We start from the raw sequence: 14,512 nt of genomic DNA, 5'->3' as shown, positions 1-14,512 counted from the left end.
CCTCAGAGACCGAGGTCCAGGTCACCGGTGCTCGGCAGGTCAGCAGGCAGCGCGTCGGTGGCGTTCGTGGCGTCACTAACCGGGCTCGAACCGACGCCCTCCGTGACCGTGTCGACCGGGTTGGGAACGTCGGCCGGGAGGTCCGCGCGGCCCGCGGGCAGCGGGTTGGCGACCGGCAGCTCCGGCAGCTCGGTGGGCAGGTCGGCCGGGAGACCGGCGGGCAGGTCCGCGGGCAGGTCGGCCGGGAGACCGGCCGGCAGGTCAGCGGGCACGTCCACGGGAAGCGAGCCGGGGTCCGGCAGCGACGGGACGGCGGCGCCCGGCACGTCGACCGGCAGGTCACCGGCGTCGGCCGGCAGGTCGCCGCGGGCCTCGGGCAGCTCGGCGGGGAGCTGGCCGGCGGCGGGCAGCTGCACCGGGGCGAGACCGCCGAGGGCGGCGCCGTCCGAGGTGACGTAGGTGGCGAGCGCGCTGGCGGTCGGCTCGGCGCCGCGGGTCAGGCTGTCGGAGTCCAGGGCGCCGGCGAGGTCGCCAGTGGTGGCGAAGTCCGGCAGCGGCGCGTCGGCGGGCTCGCCGGTGAACTCGAGACCGTAGGTGCCCAGCGACGACTCCAGCTCGCCACCGGCGGCGAACTCGTCGGTCGAACCGCCGGCGATGCCTTCAGCCTCGACGGCCTCGCTCTCAAGCGCCACGCCACCGGCGGCACCGTCGGTGCTGCCCTGGGCGAAGCCCGCGACGCCACCCTGCTCGGTGACGAACGACAGGTCACCGGTCACGCCCTCGAGGCTCGCGTCGACCATGCCGCTGCCGGTCGCCGCGTCGCCCTCGTAGGCCAGTGCGCCGCCCGCGCTCTCCAGGCCGGCGCCACCGATGCCCGCGAAGTGGCCGACGATCGAGTCGGAGCTGGAGGCGAAGCTCGCGCCGTCCTCGCTGGCCTCACCGGCGAGCTCGCCGGAACCGGCGTCGGAGTCGACGGCCGAGGCGACCGCGCCACCCTCGAGGGAGGCGGTGGCGGCGCCGACGGCGTCGAGCTGGTCGGTGAACAGCTCGCCCGAACCGGCGATGCCGTCGGCGGTGCCGCCCAGGTTGGCGTCGAACCCGCCCAGGTCGAGGCTGTCGTCGGAACGGCCCTGGCCCGCGGCGTCGGCGACGGTGCGCAGCTGCGCGATCGCGCCGTCGAGACCGGCGACGTCGACGGGGAGGTCGCCACCGAGCGCGTCGGCGCCGGGCAGCCGGCCGCTGTAGTCCATGACGAGCGGGACGACTTCCTGCACGTCCTGCGCGGTGATGTCACCGAGGCCCGCGCATTCGAGCACGTGCGTCGGGTCCTGGGTGAACTCGAGCCGCGAGGTGGGGTCGTTCAGCAGGCCGAGCACGAAGTCGTGCAGCGTCTGCTCCTCGTGGATGGACAACTAGATCTCCAATTCGTGGGGGGATGTTCTGGGCGCTCGGGGACGCCGACCCGAGCAAGTTATGCGTCGGCCACGGGGAGGTCATCGGGGATCACTCCCTGTTGTCCACGCCACGGATGGGGGGATCCGTTAGGGGATTAGGGGATCGGCGCCCGGCCGGGCGGGGGGTGTCATTCGGCCGCAGGGCTTTGGTACGAAAGGACGCACGTCCGGCCCGGCCACCAGACAAGAACGTGAGGAAACCGCGGAAAATGCGCTATGTCCTGGGTGTCCATCTCGGCACCACGCGCACCACCGCGGCCGTCTGCAGGTCCGGCGGAGCCCACTGGGGGCGCCCCGAGGTGGTCCCCCTCGGGGGTGGGTTCCCGTGGCTCGACTCGGTGTTGCACGTCGGGCCGAACGGTGACGTCCTCACCGGTCAGGCCGCGTTGCGGCGGGCGGCGACGGAGCCCGACCGGATCGCCCGTGGCCCGCTTCGCCGCACCGGCGACGCCGTTCCGTTCGTGCTCGGTGACAGGTCGTATCCGGCCGAGACGCTCGCCGCCGCGCTGATCGGCTGGGTGGCCGACCGCGTCGCCGACGCCGAGGGCACCGATCCCGAGCGGATCGTGGTGACCCATCCGCCCGGCTGGTCAGGGCACCGGCGCGGGGCGCTGCACGAGGCGCTCGACGCCGCCCAGCTGCCCGCGGTGCTGGCGCTGCCGAGCCCGATCGCGGCCGCGGAGAGTCACCACGCCCGTGAGCACGTGGAGGTGGGCGCGACACTGGCGGTCTGCCGCATCGGCGGGGAGGGCACCGAGGCGGCGCTGCTGCGCAGGGGCCCGCGCGGCTTCGAGTTGCTCGCCCACACGGAGGGTCCCGAGCACGCCGCGGGCGCACACCTGGACGACCTGCTGGTCCGGCGGCTCGTGCGCGCGGCGGGAGCCGACGAGACGGACCCGGCCGCGATGGCGCGGCTGCGCGCTGCGTGCACTGCGGCCAAGGAGCGGCTCTCGCAGGTGCCCGAGACGATGGTGCTCGACGACGTGCCCCTCACCCGCGCCGAGTTCGACGAGCTGGCGCGGCCCGCGCTGGCCTCGGCGATCGCGTCGCTGGAGCGGCTCGCCGCCACGGTGCCGTCCGGGGATCTCGCCGCGGCGGTGCTGGTGGGCGGCACGGCGCGGACCCCCCTCGCGGCGGAGCTCGCGGAGACGATGCTGTCGTGCCCGGTCGCGGTCGACCACGACCCCGGTACTGCCCTGTGCCGGGGCGCGGCGCTCGCCGCCCGGCCAGTGCCGGAGCCGGAACCCGCGAAGGAGAGCACGTCGACGTCGCTCGTCTCGGGTTCGTACGAGCTGCCCGTGGTGTACCGCGGCGACGACCTCGACGACATCGAACCGCCACCGGAACGACCGCCCGTGGAGATCACGCCGCTCGAGCCGCCGAAGCGCCGGTTCTCGCTGGCCCGCAAGGCCGCTTCGACCACCAACCGGGACGAGGAACGGTGAGCCTTACCGGGATCAGGACCGCACTCCTGCTCGACGAGCCGACGCGCGAGCTGTGCGCGGCCGTCGCGAGCGGGCGGCTCGCGCCGGCGCGGCTGGCGATCGTCGCGCCCGGCGGCTACGGCAAGACCGCGTTGCTCGACCATCTCGCCGGTGCCCGCACCCGCTCGGGCCTGCCGGTCGCCCGTTTCGGCGAGCACACCGGCGGCGCGGAGCTGGTGCTGGTGGACGACGCCCACGAACTGGGCGACACCGGCCTCGCCGAGCTGAGCGAGCTGGCGGCCGACGACCGCACCGGGCTCGTGATCGCGGCCCGCCCGTGGCCGAGGTCGCCCGTGCTCGACGCGGCACTCGCCCGGCTGCGCGGGCAGATCGTCCTGCGTCCGCTGGACCGTCGCCGGATCGCGGCCCTGCTCGGGCGGGCACACGCCGGGCTCGCCGAGTTCGTGCACACCGAGACCGCGGGCGTACCCGGGTTCGTCACCCGCCTCGCGGGTGTCCTGGAACCCGAGGCGGAGGTTCCCTCGGCCGCGCTCGCGGAGTTCCGGCCCGAACTCGACCGGCTCGCGCCCGAGACCCTCGTGGTCCTGCTCGCCGCCGAGGCGGGCGCCGGGCTCGACGCCGCACTGCTGTCGGGCCTGCTCGGCAGGACCGAGAACGAGGTCGCCGGTGCCGTCGACGCCGCCCGCTCGACCGGGCTGCTCGGCCCCGACGGCACTCTGCTGCCCATCGCGAGGCGCGCGCTCGCCGCGCTCGTTCCCTCCGACCGGAGGCTCACCGTCTACCAGCGGCTCGTGCGGCTTCAGCTCGACCGGCGCGGCCCCGTGCTCTCCCTCGTGCGGCCTCTGCTCGGCAGCGGGCTCACCGGACCGGACCCGGCGGCCGCGTTCGAGGCGGCGGCCGACGAGGCGGCCGAGACCGATCCCGCACTGGCCGCGCGTCTTTTCGACGCCGCCGTGTCCGCGGGCCTGCCCCTCACCGACGTCGGCACGCGCTGGGCCGAGGCATCCGCGCGGGCCGGCGACCTCACCACGGCGGCGCGGCTGGCCGACCAGGTGATCGCCGACGCGAAGGCACGCGATCGCAGGGAGGGCGCACGGGTGGCGGGCACCGCGCTCGTGCACCTCGGTCAGCTGGCCCGCAGCGCGGAGCTGTTCCGCTGGTCCGGCACGCGGCTGTCCACTGTGTACGCCGCCATCGGGTTGCTCGGCAACGGGCGTCTCGCCGACGCGGAGCGGGCACTCGACCCGCCCGCCGACGCCGACGAGCCGCCGACGCTGCTCTCCGGCGCCATGACCGCCGCGGCACAGGGCGTGCTCGAATCGGTGTCGGGGCCGCCCGCCGCGGCATTGTCCACCTTGGTCAGCTCGGCGGAGATGCTGGAACCCGTCGGCCGCTCGGCGCTGCTGCCCGACAGCCCTTCCGCGCTCGGCGCGCTCGTCGGCATCAACTGCGGTGAGCTGGGGATCGCGGAGACGTTGCTGGAGCGGGCCGTCGCGGCGGAGTCCGGAGGTGCTGCACTGGCCCCGCGCCACCGGTTGCTGCTCGGCTGGATCTCGGTGTTGCGTGGCAACACCGACCTCGCGGCGGAGCGGCTCGCCACGGCGGGCACCAACCTTTCGCCACGAGACTGGCTGTTCGCCGCGGGCCTGCGGGCCGCACTCGCGCGCCGGACGAGCGACCTCACCGGCCTGCGCACCGTCTGGGGCGAGGCGTGCGACGCGGTCATCAGGCATCCCGTCGACCTGTTCACGCTGCTGCCCTTCGGCGAGCTCGCGGTCGCGGCCGCGCGGCTCGGCGACCGCGAGCGGCTCGCCCACCACCTGCGCCAGGCGTGGCGGCTGCTCGACTCGTTGGGCGACCCTCCACTGTGGACATCGCCGCTGCACTGGAGCGGTTTGCACGCCGCGATCATGGCCGAGCAGCCCGAGGAGGCGCGCGAACACGTCACCGCCCTGAGCTCGGCGGCGGGGCACAGCGCGTTCCACGCCGTAGTGGCCGCGGCCGCGGACTGCTGGCTGCACGTGATCGCGGGCGAGGTCGACGCCGAGCGGGTCGATGCGGCGGCGCGGGGCCTTTACGACAACGGGCTGCGCTGGGACGCCGCGCGGCTCGCGGGCCAGGCGGCGATCCGCACCACCGACCGCTCCGCGATGGTGTCGCTGTTGGACTGCGCCCGTGAGCTGCGAGGCCGGGAGCCCGGCGAGGCGGTGACCGACGCGGGCGGCACCCCGAGGCTGAGCGAGCGCGAAGCCCAGGTCGCCGAGCTGGTGGTGTCCGGCATGACGTACAAGCAGGTCGGCGACCAGCTGTTCATCTCGGCGAAGACCGTGGAGCACCACATGGCCCGCATGCGCCAGCGCCTCGGAGCCACGAGCCGCAGCGACCTGCTGGCCCAGCTCCGCGCCCTGCTCACCTCTCGCCCAACGCAGTGAAGGCCACCTTGCCTGCGTTGAACGCAGTGAAGGTGGCCTTCACTGCAGTCGGCTAGTACCTCCGGTCGATCACGGCTCCCGTCGCGGCGGTCCACTGGATGTAGCCGTGCTGGAAGTTGTTCCTGCGGCCGCCCGTGATGGCGAACTCGCCGCTCGTCGGATAGCCGAGGTAGGAGCGTTCCCAGCCGAGCGAGGCCCAGCGAGTCCGGATCGCACCGTAGATGTCCCGGGCGCCGGTGCCGGCGGTCCAGTAGATCGAACCGGTCTTGGAGAAGTGGTTGTACCGGCCGCGGCCGTCGGGGGTCTTCCCTTCGTCGGTGGTCGGGTAGCCGAGCGGACCGTTCTCCCAGCCCAGCGCCGCCCACCGCTTCCGGATCTCGCCCCAGATGCCGTGCGTACCCGTGGCCGGGGTCCAGTAGATCGAGCCGGTCTTCGAGAAATGGTTGTACCGGCCGACCCGGTCCGGCGTCGCCGTCTCGTCCGTGGTCGGGTAGCCGAGCGGACCTTTCTCCCAGCCCAGCGCCGCCCACTTCTTGCGGATCTCGCCCCAGATGCCATGTGCACCGGTGCTCGGCGTCCAGTAGACCGACGCCGGCCCGCCGCCGGGCAGGCCTGCGAAGTGGTTGTACCGGCCGACGCCGTCAGGGGTCGCCGTCTCGTCGATCGTCGGCGGGCCGAGCGTGCGGTGCGCGCCGAGCGCGAGGTAGCGGTCGTAGATGGCGCCCATCACGGCCTTCGTGCCCGTCGGCGCCGACCAGTAGAGCCGCCCGTTCGCGTAGGTGCGGTAGTACACGCCGCCCTCGATCACCTCGGGTCCCACCGGCGAGCCGAGCACCGAGCGCAACCCGGGATCGGAGTCGTAGCGCTGCTGCACCGGGGTCGCGTACTCGGCGTTGAGCGTCAGGTCGCTCTCGCCCATCGTGATCGTGCGCGTCGCCGTGGTCGGTCCGTCGGTCCACCGCGCGAACGTCGAGAGCCCGTCGCTGGCGGTGCCCGCGGCCTCGATCTTCAGCAGCGCACCCTCGGTGACCATCGCGGTGCTGCCGCCGACGCCCTCGTCGGGCATCTCCAGGGCGGTCGGCACGTTGCTGGTGAGTGTCACGCGGTGTTCCCTCGGCGCGGCCACGTAGGTGTAGGTCGTGGACACCCCGTCGCTGTCGGTCGCCCTGGCCGTGAACTCCATCCGCGAGTCCGGGTGGTCGGTGAACGGCATGCTCACCGTGGGGCCTTCGCCGGCGGGACCGCTGTGCGCGTGGCAGGTGTCCTCCTCGGCGCAGTGCACCACGGCGCTGGTCCACTCCACGGCGAGGGGGCCGTCCTCGGCGTCGGTCGCGTTCACCGTCACCTCGACCTGCTCGCCGACGGCGAAGTCGAGGCCCTCCGGTGTCACGGGTGTGATCACGGGGGCGTAGTTGCCCGGAACCACGGTGATGTCGATGCTCGCGGCGAGCCCCAGCGGGTCGGTCACGGTCAGCCGGGCGGTGAACGTCTCCGGTGCCGCCGGGTAGGTGTGGGTCGCGGTCACGCCGGTGCCGGTGGTGCCGTCGCCGAAGTCCCACTCGTATGTGAGCCGGTCGCCGTCGTAGTCGATGGACTCGGACGCGTCGAAGGTCACCGTGCGGGTGGCCGGGTCGGTGCTGGTGGACGCCTTCGCCACGGGCTCGGAGTTACCCGGCACGTAGCTCAGCCTGCGCAGCCGCCCCGACATGATGTCGGCGTAGACGATGTCACCACCGGGTCCGGTCGCGAACTTCACCGGGCCGCCGATGTCGGTGCCGAAGGGCGGGTTTTCCCTCGGCCTCGTGACCGTGCCCTGCGGCGTGAACTGCATCGTCCACAGCTTCTTGCCGACGTAGTCACCGAAGAAGTACGTGTTCCGGTACTGCTCCGGATAGGACGTGCCGGTGTAGAAGATGCCGCCGGTGACGCTGTTGCCCTGGTCGATGTCGCCGCCGTGGTGGTAGGCCACGAGCGGCGCGGTGTTGCCGACGCCCGTGCACGCGGCGAGGTTGCTGTAGCCGGGTGTGCGCGAGTTGCCCTCCCAGCACGGCCAGCCGTAGCTCAAGCCGGGCTTGACGAGGTCGACCTCTTCCCACGTCTGGTAGCCGACGTCGCCGACCACGGGCAGGCCGGTGCGGGGGTCGAGGGAGAACCGGAACGGGCTGCGGAAGCCGCTGGCGAACACCTTGCTCCTGGCCGAACCGGGGTTCGCGGCGTCGTAGTACGGGTTGCCGGGGACACCGTTGCCGTTCGGCAGGATGTGCAGGATCTTGCCCTGCACCGCGTCGATGTCGAGTGCGCGCAGCGCCTTGGTGTCGGTGCCGACGAAGTGGGCGATGTCGCCGATCGAGACCCAGAGCGTGCCGTCGTCGGCGGGGATGATGCCCGTGATGCCGTGCACGGTGGCGTCGCCGGGCACCTGCAGCAGCGTGGTCTCGCCGGTGATGCCCGTCGGCTCACCGGTACCGGTGACGGTCCAGGCGGCGAGGCGGATGTTGTAGGCGCCGCCGCCGGTGGGTACCGAGCGGGCCAGGTAGATCTTGCGGGAGGTCTCGTAGTCGGGCGCGACGGCGAGGCCGACGAGGCCCATGTCCTGAACTGTCTCCACGGCGAGCGTGGCGACCGTCCTGGTGCGGGTGCCGTCGGCCGAGACCCAGGCGAGCTTGCCGCGCTTGCCGGTGGTGAGCACGCTGCCGTCGGGCAGGTAGGCGAAGTCGGTGAGGTCGAAGGCTTCCTGGCCGCTCTGCTGGTCCCTCAGCACGAACCCGTCGGGCAGGGCGGGCACGGCGGCGGCCTGTCGGGGTGGCAGCCCGACCAGCAGGCCCAGGGCCATGAGGGTGACCCCGAACAGCGCAAACGCGCGCGAGAACGAACGCTTCCATGCGGACGACATGCCCGCTTTTCGCTAGATCGAGTGAGAATGTTTCACCCGATTGAGTGAAGTAATTCGACTGTGACCACAGTGCGTAAAACCCTGGAATGCGATCGGGGCGGGCATCCACGTGGAATGCCCGCCCCGATCGAGAGCGGTAGCGGTGGGATTTGAACCCACGGACGGGGATCACCCGTCACACGATTTCGAGTCGTGCTCCTTCGGCCGCTCGGACACGCTACCGCCGGATACGATACTGCATCGGCTCAGCGCGCTTCGAACGGGTCACCAGGTCCGCGCCTGCCAGCGAAGAAATCCTCCAGCAGCGCCGAACACTCCCCGGCCAGCACCCCGCCGACCACCTCCGGCCGGTGGTTCAGCCGCCGGTCGCGCACCACGTCCCACAGCGAGCCGACCGCGCCCGTCCTCGGCTCCCACGCCCCGAACACCAGCCGCGCGACGCGCGCGAGCACCAGCGCGCCCGCGCACATCGTGCACGGCTCCACCGTCACCGCGAGCGTGCAGCCCTCCAGCCGCCAGCCGTCACCGAAGCGGCTCGCCGCCGCCCGCAGCGCCAGCACCTCCGCATGTGCCGTGGGATCACCGAGCTCCTCGCGGGCGTTGTGCGCGCTGGCCAGCTCGGTGCCGTCGGGAGCGAGAACCACCGCGCCGATCGGGACGTCCTCGGTGCCGGTCGCGCGCCGCGCCGCGCGGATGGCCGCCCGCACGGCGTCGGTGTCGCCCGGCCTCACAGGTCGTCGAGCAGCTTGCCGAACTCGTCGGCGAACCCGCAGCGCTGGGCGATCATCTGCAGCTGCTCGTCCGGGTACAGCTCGACCTCGTTGACGATGACCTCCAGCTCGGGGCCGGGCATGCCGAGATCGGCCAGCACCTCGAGGTCGCCCTCGGGCCAGATCACGTCGTCGTCCTCGTCGGGTGGTTCTACGCGCAACAGGTCCAGCACGTCGGCCGCGATGTCGTAGTCCAGTGCGGCCGCAGCGTCGGACAACAGCAACGACGCACCGCCAGGTGTCGGCCGGACGATGACGAAGAACTCGTCGTCGACGGCGAGCAGGCCGAAGACCGCACCGGTCGAGCGCAACTTCCGCAGCTCCGTGATCGCGGCGTCCAGTTCGCTGAGCGCGGCCGTGTCGAGCGGGCTGCATCGCCACTTGCCGTCCTCGCGCACGACGGCCACCGCGAACCCCGTGATCGGCTCCTTCACCGCCATGCGCCCACCGTATACCCGCGGACCCCCTCGCCGATCGCCGAAACCACAACCGGGTCCGTGTCAATATCGAGCCATGACGGGACCCACCGAGTTGCCCTCCCTGCCCGACGCCCGCTTCGCCGGGCTGCGCGCCGAGGCCGAAGCCCTCCAACTGACGACGATCGCCCTGCGCAGGCGGCTGCACCGGCATCCGGAGATCGGGCTGAGCCTGCCCCGCTCGCAGGAAGCGGTGCTGGAGGCCATCGGCGACCTGCCGCTGGAGATCACGCGCGGGCGCTCGACCACCTCGGTCACGGCCGTGCTGCGCGGCGCGCGGCCGGGACCCGCCGTGCTGCTGCGCGGGGACATGGACGCGCTGCCGATGCCGGAGGACACCGGCGCGGAGTACGCGTCCGAAGTAGCCGGTGCGATGCACGCGTGCGGTCACGACACGCACGTCGCGATGCTCGCCTCGGCGGCGCGGCTGCTCGCGGGCCGCACCGAGGAGCTGGCCGGCTCGGTGGTGTTCATGTTCCAGCCGGGCGAGGAGGGTTATCACGGAGCCCGGCACATGATCCACGAGGGTGTGCTCGACGCGGCGGGAACGCGGGTGGAACGCGCACTGGGGCTGCACATCTTCGCCAACCTGCCGAGCGGGCGACTCGCCACGAGGCCGGGTCCGATCATGGCGTCGGCGGACAGCTTCCACGTGAAGGTCACCGGCAGGGGCGGGCACGGCTCGATGCCGCAGAACGCCGTGGACCCCGTGCCGGCGGCGGCCGCGATGGTGGGTGCACTGCAGACGATGATCACGCGCCGGATCGGCGTCTTCGACCCCGCGGTGCTGTCGGTCACCAGGATCGAGGCGGGCACCACCACCAACGTCATCCCGGAGACCGCGGTGCTGGAGGGCACCATCCGCACGCTGTCGGAGCGCACGCGCTCGCTGGTGCACGCCGAGCTGCACAAGGTGTGCGAGGGCGTCGCGGCAGCGCACGGCTGCCGCGTGCTGCCCGACATCGAGCCCGGCTACCCGACCACGGTCAACGACGCCGGCGAGGCCGCCCGGGTGCTGGAGCTGGCCGGCGAGGTGCTCGGCGCGGACAACGTCGTGGAGATGGCCGACCCGATCATGGGCGCGGAGGACTTCTCCTACGTGCTGCAACGGGTGCCGGGCGCGTTCGCGTTCCTCGGCGCGTGCCCGCCGGACACCGCGCCGGAGGAGGCCGCGCCCAACCACTCGAACCGGGTCCACTACGACGAGGCCGCGATGGCGAACGGCGTGGCCATGTACGCGGCCTTCGCACTGGACGCCTTGCGCTGATACGGCAGGATGGGCGCCGTGCGTGACGTGTGCGTGATCGGACTCGGGCTCATCGGCGGTTCCGTGCTGCGGGCCGCCTCGGCGGCAGGCAGGACCGCATGGGGAGCAACGCGGTCCACTGTGGACGTCGAGGCGGCGGTGGCAGACGGCTACGACGCGACCATCGACGTGGTGGCAGCCCTGCGCAGAGCGGGGGAACGCGACGCGCTCGTGGTGCTCGCGGTGCCGCTGCCGGCCGTCGACGACGTGCTGGCCCTCGTCGGTGAGCACGCACCGGGTTGCCTGCTCACCGACGTGACGAGCGTGAAACTGCCCGTGCTCGACGCGGTCCGCAGGCTCGCGCCTCGGGCTCGGTACTGCGGTGGGCATCCGATGGCGGGCACGGCGCGGTCGGGCTGGGCGGCCGGCACGCCGACGCTGTTCTCCGGTGCCGCGTGGGTGGCCTGCGTGGAGGAGGACACCGAGCTCGGCGCGTGGCGGGAGGTCGCCGCGCTCGCGCTCGACGCGGGTGCGCACGTGGTGCCGCTGCGCGCCGCCGCGCACGACGAGGTGGTGGCCCGGATCTCGCACCTGCCGCACCTGCTCGCGGCGGTGCTCGCGTCCGTCGGCGCCTACGGCGGTCCGCTCGCGGCCGCGCTCGCCGCCGGTTCGTTCGCCGACGGCACCCGCGTGGCGGGCACCCGGCCCGAGCTGGTGCGGGCCATGACCGAGGGCAACCGCGCGGCGTTGCTGCCCGTGCTCGACGAGGCGCTCGGCAAGCTCGGCGCCGCGCGCGGGTCACTCGCGTCGACGGGCGGGCTCGCGGCGACCATCGACGCCGGGCACGAGGGCCTGCAGAGGCTCGACAAGCACAGGACGGCCCCACGCACCGGGGTCCGCGTCGATCTCGGTGCGCCCGACGCTCGCGACGGGCTGCTCGCGCTCGGCGAGCGTGGTGGCCGGATCACCGGCCTGGACGGCGACGTCCTGACCGGTGAGGTGGGCTGACTCCAGCGGTTACGGGTTCTGCGGCGGGTTCGGAGGCGGGGTCTGCGGACCGCCCTGGCCCGGCTGGCCGCCGCCTTCGCCGCCCGCGTTCTTGTGCAGGAACTCCTTGGCCTTCTTGGTCGCGTTGTCGATCTGGTCGGACTTGTTGCCGAACTTCGACTTGGCGAAGCCGCTCGCCTTGTCGAGACCCTGTTCGACCTTGTCGCTGTTCTTGCTCAGTGCGTCCTGAGCCTTCTTCTTGAGCTCGTTGAAGTTGATGCCCATGTACCCAATCCACCAGCATCCAGGGCCGAGCGCAACGGGAGGACTCCCTTCGTGGTCACCCTCGGCGCCGGAAAGTGAAGCGTGACCTGGTGAAATCCGGCCCCCGGACGGCGTCGAGCGCGTTTTCGAGCTGGTCGGCGATGCCGGACAGTTCCTCGTCTCCGGGCAGGTCGACATCGGCGGGTTCGCGCTGCTCGCGCACTGCGGCGGCCAGCTCATCCAGCCCCTCGACGAGCAGGCGGACGTCCTTCTCGGCGGGTGGTTCGGCGCCGTGCTCGATCGTCACCAGCACCGCCGTGACGGCGTCGGTGAGCTGCTCCAGCGCCACGATCGCGGGCCACCACGCCGCGGCCTGGCGCCCCGCCGGGGAGGGCTCCACCACGAGCTGCTGGAACGCCGTCCGCAGGTCGGCGAGCCCGCGATACGCCCGGCGCCGCCGCCTCGACCGCTCGGCCCGTTCCTGCGGTGTCTCGGCCGCCCGGAGCCCGTACTCGACGTAGAGCGCGACCGTGTCGGCGACCTCGGCCAGGCGCCCGCCGACGCGCGGCTTCCTGCTGCCCGGCCACAACAGGTAGCCGAACACGAGGACTATGGCGCAGCCGATGACGGTGTCGACGAGCCTCGCGAGCACGAGCGGCCAGTCCCCACCCGCGGTCAGGTCCATCTGGACGATGATCAGCGGTGTCACGAACGCGCTGAGGATGCCGTAGTTGCGGACCTTGCCGATGGCCGCGCCGGCCGCGAACAGCGCGACGAGCACCACCAGCCCCAGTCCGCTCGTGCCGATGCCCAGCACGGCGGCGCCGATGCCAACACCGACCACCGTGCCGAGTCCGCGCAGGATCGCCCTGCCGAATACCGAGCCGAAGTCGGGTTTCAGCACGATGCCGACGGTGAGCGTGATCCAGTAGGAGCGCTCGACCGGCACGAGCAGGCTGACGAGCTCGGCCAGTGCCACGCACAGCGTCAACCGCAGCGCGGCGATCCACGTGAGCGGACCGGAGGCCAAGAGGCTCAGCCACTCGCTGATGCGCGTGCGCGCGGGTACGCGGTCCCTGCGCTGGCGCTCCTGCTCGGTGCTGATCTTGCCGAGGGCGTGGTACAGCGCGGCGACGGCGGGGTCGGGGTGTTCGCTGCGGGGCGGCTCGGGCAGCGGAGCATCCGCGAGCACGGCCGTGGCCAGGTCGGTGAAGTGCTCGATGACGTCCCTCGGCGCGCGTGCGCCCGCGTTGACCATCGCCACCGAGGCCTCGACGGCGGGCGTGCTGGCGGAGAGCAGGTTCAGGAGCTTGCGGTAGGTGACGTCGCGCCCTGACAGCCACGACCGGGCGGAGAGCAGCCGGTCGTAGGCGGTGTTCATGGCGGCCGTGAGCTGCTGGCGCGAGGCGAGCGAGGTCGCCTCGTCCTGCGCGGAGTGCAGCGCGGCCAGCTCGATGTAGACCTGGGCGACGGCGTGCCGCTCGGGCGACGTGGCGTGCACCGTCCAGCCCGCGAGCGCCACGACCAGTCCCCACGCCGCACCGCCGACGAAGCACGCGAGCGCCGCCTCTGCCTCCGTGCCGACGGTGTGCTGACCGGTGCCGAGCACGGTGAACACGAACAGCTGCAGGGCCGCGATGGACGCATTGTTGCCCGCCGCGCTGATCAGCGCCGACACGGCCGAGACGACCACGACGAGCGGGATCGACAGGGCCAGCTCGCCACCGGTGAGCAGGCCGAGCGAGAACCCGATGACCGCGGCCGCCGCCGCTCCGCACAGCCGCACCGCGCGGTAGCGGTAGGGGCCCGCGGCGTCGGCGAGCACGGTCGGCAGGGCGCCGCTGGAGACGAGCGCACCGAGCTGGAGCTCGTCGAACGCGAAGCCCACCGCGATCGGCACCGCCAGCGCGAGTGCCGCGCGCACCGCTCTCGCCCACGGGATCGGAGCGGGGGTCGAGCGGAGGAGGTGAACGAGCCAGCGCGGCGCGGGCAGGTCGGCACGGGTCGAGCTCACCCCGTCATCTTCGCCCATTCCCGTATCTTCGCTGCGATGGTTGGCAAGACGTTCGCGTTCGAGGTGCGGCGCACCAGCACCGCGGCGCCGGAGACCCTGTTCCGGCTGGAGACCGACGGCGAGCGGTGGTCGAGCTGGGCACGCCCGCTGGTGCTGCAGTCGAGCTGGGCCCGTCGCGGCGAGCAGGCGCCGGGCGGGGTGGGCGCCGTGCGCAGGGTGGGGTTGTGGCCGGTGCTGCTCGGCGAGCAGACCGTGGTCTACGAGCCGCCCCACAGGCACGTCTACACGTTCGCCGACGCGAGCGCACCCGTGCGCGACTACCGCGCCGAGGTGCTGTTCACGCCGAACGACGCAGGTGGGACCGACCTCACCTGGCGAGGCTCCTTCACCGAACGCGTCCCCGGCACGGGCCCGCTGCTGCGCACCGCCCTGCACACGGCGGTCCGCTTCCTCGCCACCCGCCTGACCGCCGCCGCCGAGCGCGCATGACCGCCCCCAAGGCCACCTTTGTTGCGTTGAACGCAACAAAGG

11 protein-coding genes and 1 tRNA gene are annotated in these 14,512 nt (G+C 72.8%); 5 read left to right on the top strand and 7 right to left on the bottom strand.

Annotated elements, in window-relative coordinates; genetic code table 11:
* Positions 1 to 2: 2 nt before the first annotated feature.
* Positions 3 to 1,412, bottom strand: a complete 1,410-nt coding sequence (locus BA062_RS24820; protein WP_110340762.1) for an IniB N-terminal domain-containing protein — start codon at positions 1,410 to 1,412, stop codon at positions 3 to 5.
* 251 nt (positions 1,413 to 1,663) lie between these two features.
* Between BA062_RS24820 and BA062_RS24815 the strand changes: the two genes are divergently transcribed.
* Complete coding sequence (locus BA062_RS24815; RefSeq protein ID WP_110340760.1) at positions 1,664 to 2,899, top strand: Hsp70 family protein; 1,236 nt, start codon at positions 1,664 to 1,666, stop codon at positions 2,897 to 2,899.
* The gene (locus tag BA062_RS24810) at positions 2,896 to 5,331 is read left to right on the top strand and encodes a helix-turn-helix transcriptional regulator (protein WP_245959986.1); all 2,436 of its coding nucleotides are present in this window, start codon (positions 2,896 to 2,898) and stop codon (positions 5,329 to 5,331) included. Before BA062_RS24815 ends, BA062_RS24810 begins: the two co-directional genes overlap by 4 nt.
* 52 nt (positions 5,332 to 5,383) lie before the next feature.
* Here the strand turns inward: BA062_RS24810 and BA062_RS24805 are convergent, their stop codons facing one another.
* The 4 genes from BA062_RS24805 to BA062_RS24790 form a co-directional block, all read right to left on the bottom strand.
* Positions 5,384 to 8,224, bottom strand: coding sequence for a PQQ-dependent sugar dehydrogenase (locus BA062_RS24805; RefSeq protein WP_110340758.1), 2,841 nt, complete (start codon positions 8,222 to 8,224; stop codon positions 5,384 to 5,386).
* A gap of 134 nt (positions 8,225 to 8,358) precedes the next feature.
* Positions 8,359 to 8,446: transfer RNA gene (locus BA062_RS24800), tRNA-Ser, on the bottom strand.
* A gap of 23 nt (positions 8,447 to 8,469) precedes the next feature.
* Positions 8,470 to 8,955 (bottom strand): nucleoside deaminase, encoded by a 486-nt coding sequence (locus BA062_RS24795; protein ID WP_110340756.1) that lies wholly within the window; start codon positions 8,953 to 8,955, stop codon positions 8,470 to 8,472.
* Positions 8,952 to 9,434, bottom strand: a complete 483-nt coding sequence (locus tag BA062_RS24790) for a tRNA adenosine deaminase-associated protein (RefSeq protein WP_110340754.1) — start codon at positions 9,432 to 9,434, stop codon at positions 8,952 to 8,954. The genes BA062_RS24795 and BA062_RS24790 overlap by 4 nt, the downstream gene beginning before the upstream one ends.
* 73 nt (positions 9,435 to 9,507) lie before the next feature.
* Between BA062_RS24790 and BA062_RS24785 the strand changes: the two genes are divergently transcribed.
* Together BA062_RS24785 and BA062_RS24780 are read left to right on the top strand one after the other, a co-directional pair.
* Positions 9,508 to 10,737 (top strand): M20 metallopeptidase family protein, encoded by a 1,230-nt coding sequence (locus BA062_RS24785; protein WP_110340752.1) that lies wholly within the window; start codon positions 9,508 to 9,510, stop codon positions 10,735 to 10,737.
* 9 nt (positions 10,738 to 10,746) lie between these two features.
* A complete protein-coding gene (locus BA062_RS24780) occupies positions 10,747 to 11,724 on the top strand; it encodes a prephenate dehydrogenase (protein ID WP_110340750.1) in 978 nt (325 codons plus the stop codon).
* Between the two features lie 9 nt (positions 11,725 to 11,733).
* Here BA062_RS24780 and BA062_RS24775 read toward each other — a convergent pair whose 3' ends face one another.
* Both BA062_RS24775 and BA062_RS24770 read right to left on the bottom strand, forming a co-directional pair.
* Positions 11,734 to 11,988, bottom strand: coding sequence for an antitoxin (locus BA062_RS24775; RefSeq protein WP_110340747.1), 255 nt, complete (start codon positions 11,986 to 11,988; stop codon positions 11,734 to 11,736).
* 55 nt (positions 11,989 to 12,043) lie between these two features.
* The gene (locus BA062_RS24770) at positions 12,044 to 13,981 is read right to left on the bottom strand and encodes an FUSC family protein (RefSeq protein ID WP_110341004.1); all 1,938 of its coding nucleotides are present in this window, start codon (positions 13,979 to 13,981) and stop codon (positions 12,044 to 12,046) included.
* Between the two features lie 36 nt (positions 13,982 to 14,017).
* Between BA062_RS24770 and BA062_RS24765 the strand changes: the two genes are divergently transcribed.
* Positions 14,018 to 14,470 carry an SRPBCC family protein gene (locus tag BA062_RS24765; protein ID WP_110340745.1) on the top strand — a complete coding sequence of 151 codons (453 nt, stop codon included), beginning with the start codon at positions 14,018 to 14,020 and terminating at the stop codon, positions 14,468 to 14,470.
* The last annotated feature ends 42 nt before the right edge of the window (positions 14,471 to 14,512 follow it).

The sequence above is a fragment of the Prauserella flavalba genome (genome assembly GCF_003202235.1).
Taxonomy (GTDB): Bacteria; Actinomycetota; Actinomycetes; order Mycobacteriales; family Pseudonocardiaceae; genus Prauserella_A; species Prauserella_A flavalba.
This window is presented reverse-complemented; position numbering and strand designations above follow the sequence as displayed.

What these genes read in the sequence shown, in the direction of transcription:
- BA062_RS24780 (WP_110340750.1), top strand. Translation starts at nt 10,747, where the DNA reads ATGGGCGCCGTGCGTGACGTGTGCGTGATCGGACTCGGGCTCATCGGC.
- BA062_RS24815 (WP_110340760.1), top strand. Translation starts at nt 1,664, where the DNA reads ATGCGCTATGTCCTGGGTGTCCATCTCGGCACCACGCGCACCACCGCG.
- BA062_RS24765 (WP_110340745.1), top strand. Translation starts at nt 14,018, where the DNA reads ATGGTTGGCAAGACGTTCGCGTTCGAGGTGCGGCGCACCAGCACCGCG.
- BA062_RS24790 (WP_110340754.1), bottom strand. Translation starts at nt 9,434, where the DNA reads ATGGCGGTGAAGGAGCCGATCACGGGGTTCGCGGTGGCCGTCGTGCGC.
- BA062_RS24785 (WP_110340752.1), top strand. Translation starts at nt 9,508, where the DNA reads ATGACGGGACCCACCGAGTTGCCCTCCCTGCCCGACGCCCGCTTCGCC.
- BA062_RS24775 (WP_110340747.1), bottom strand. Translation starts at nt 11,988, where the DNA reads ATGGGCATCAACTTCAACGAGCTCAAGAAGAAGGCTCAGGACGCACTG.
- BA062_RS24805 (WP_110340758.1), bottom strand. Translation starts at nt 8,224, where the DNA reads ATGTCGTCCGCATGGAAGCGTTCGTTCTCGCGCGCGTTTGCGCTGTTC.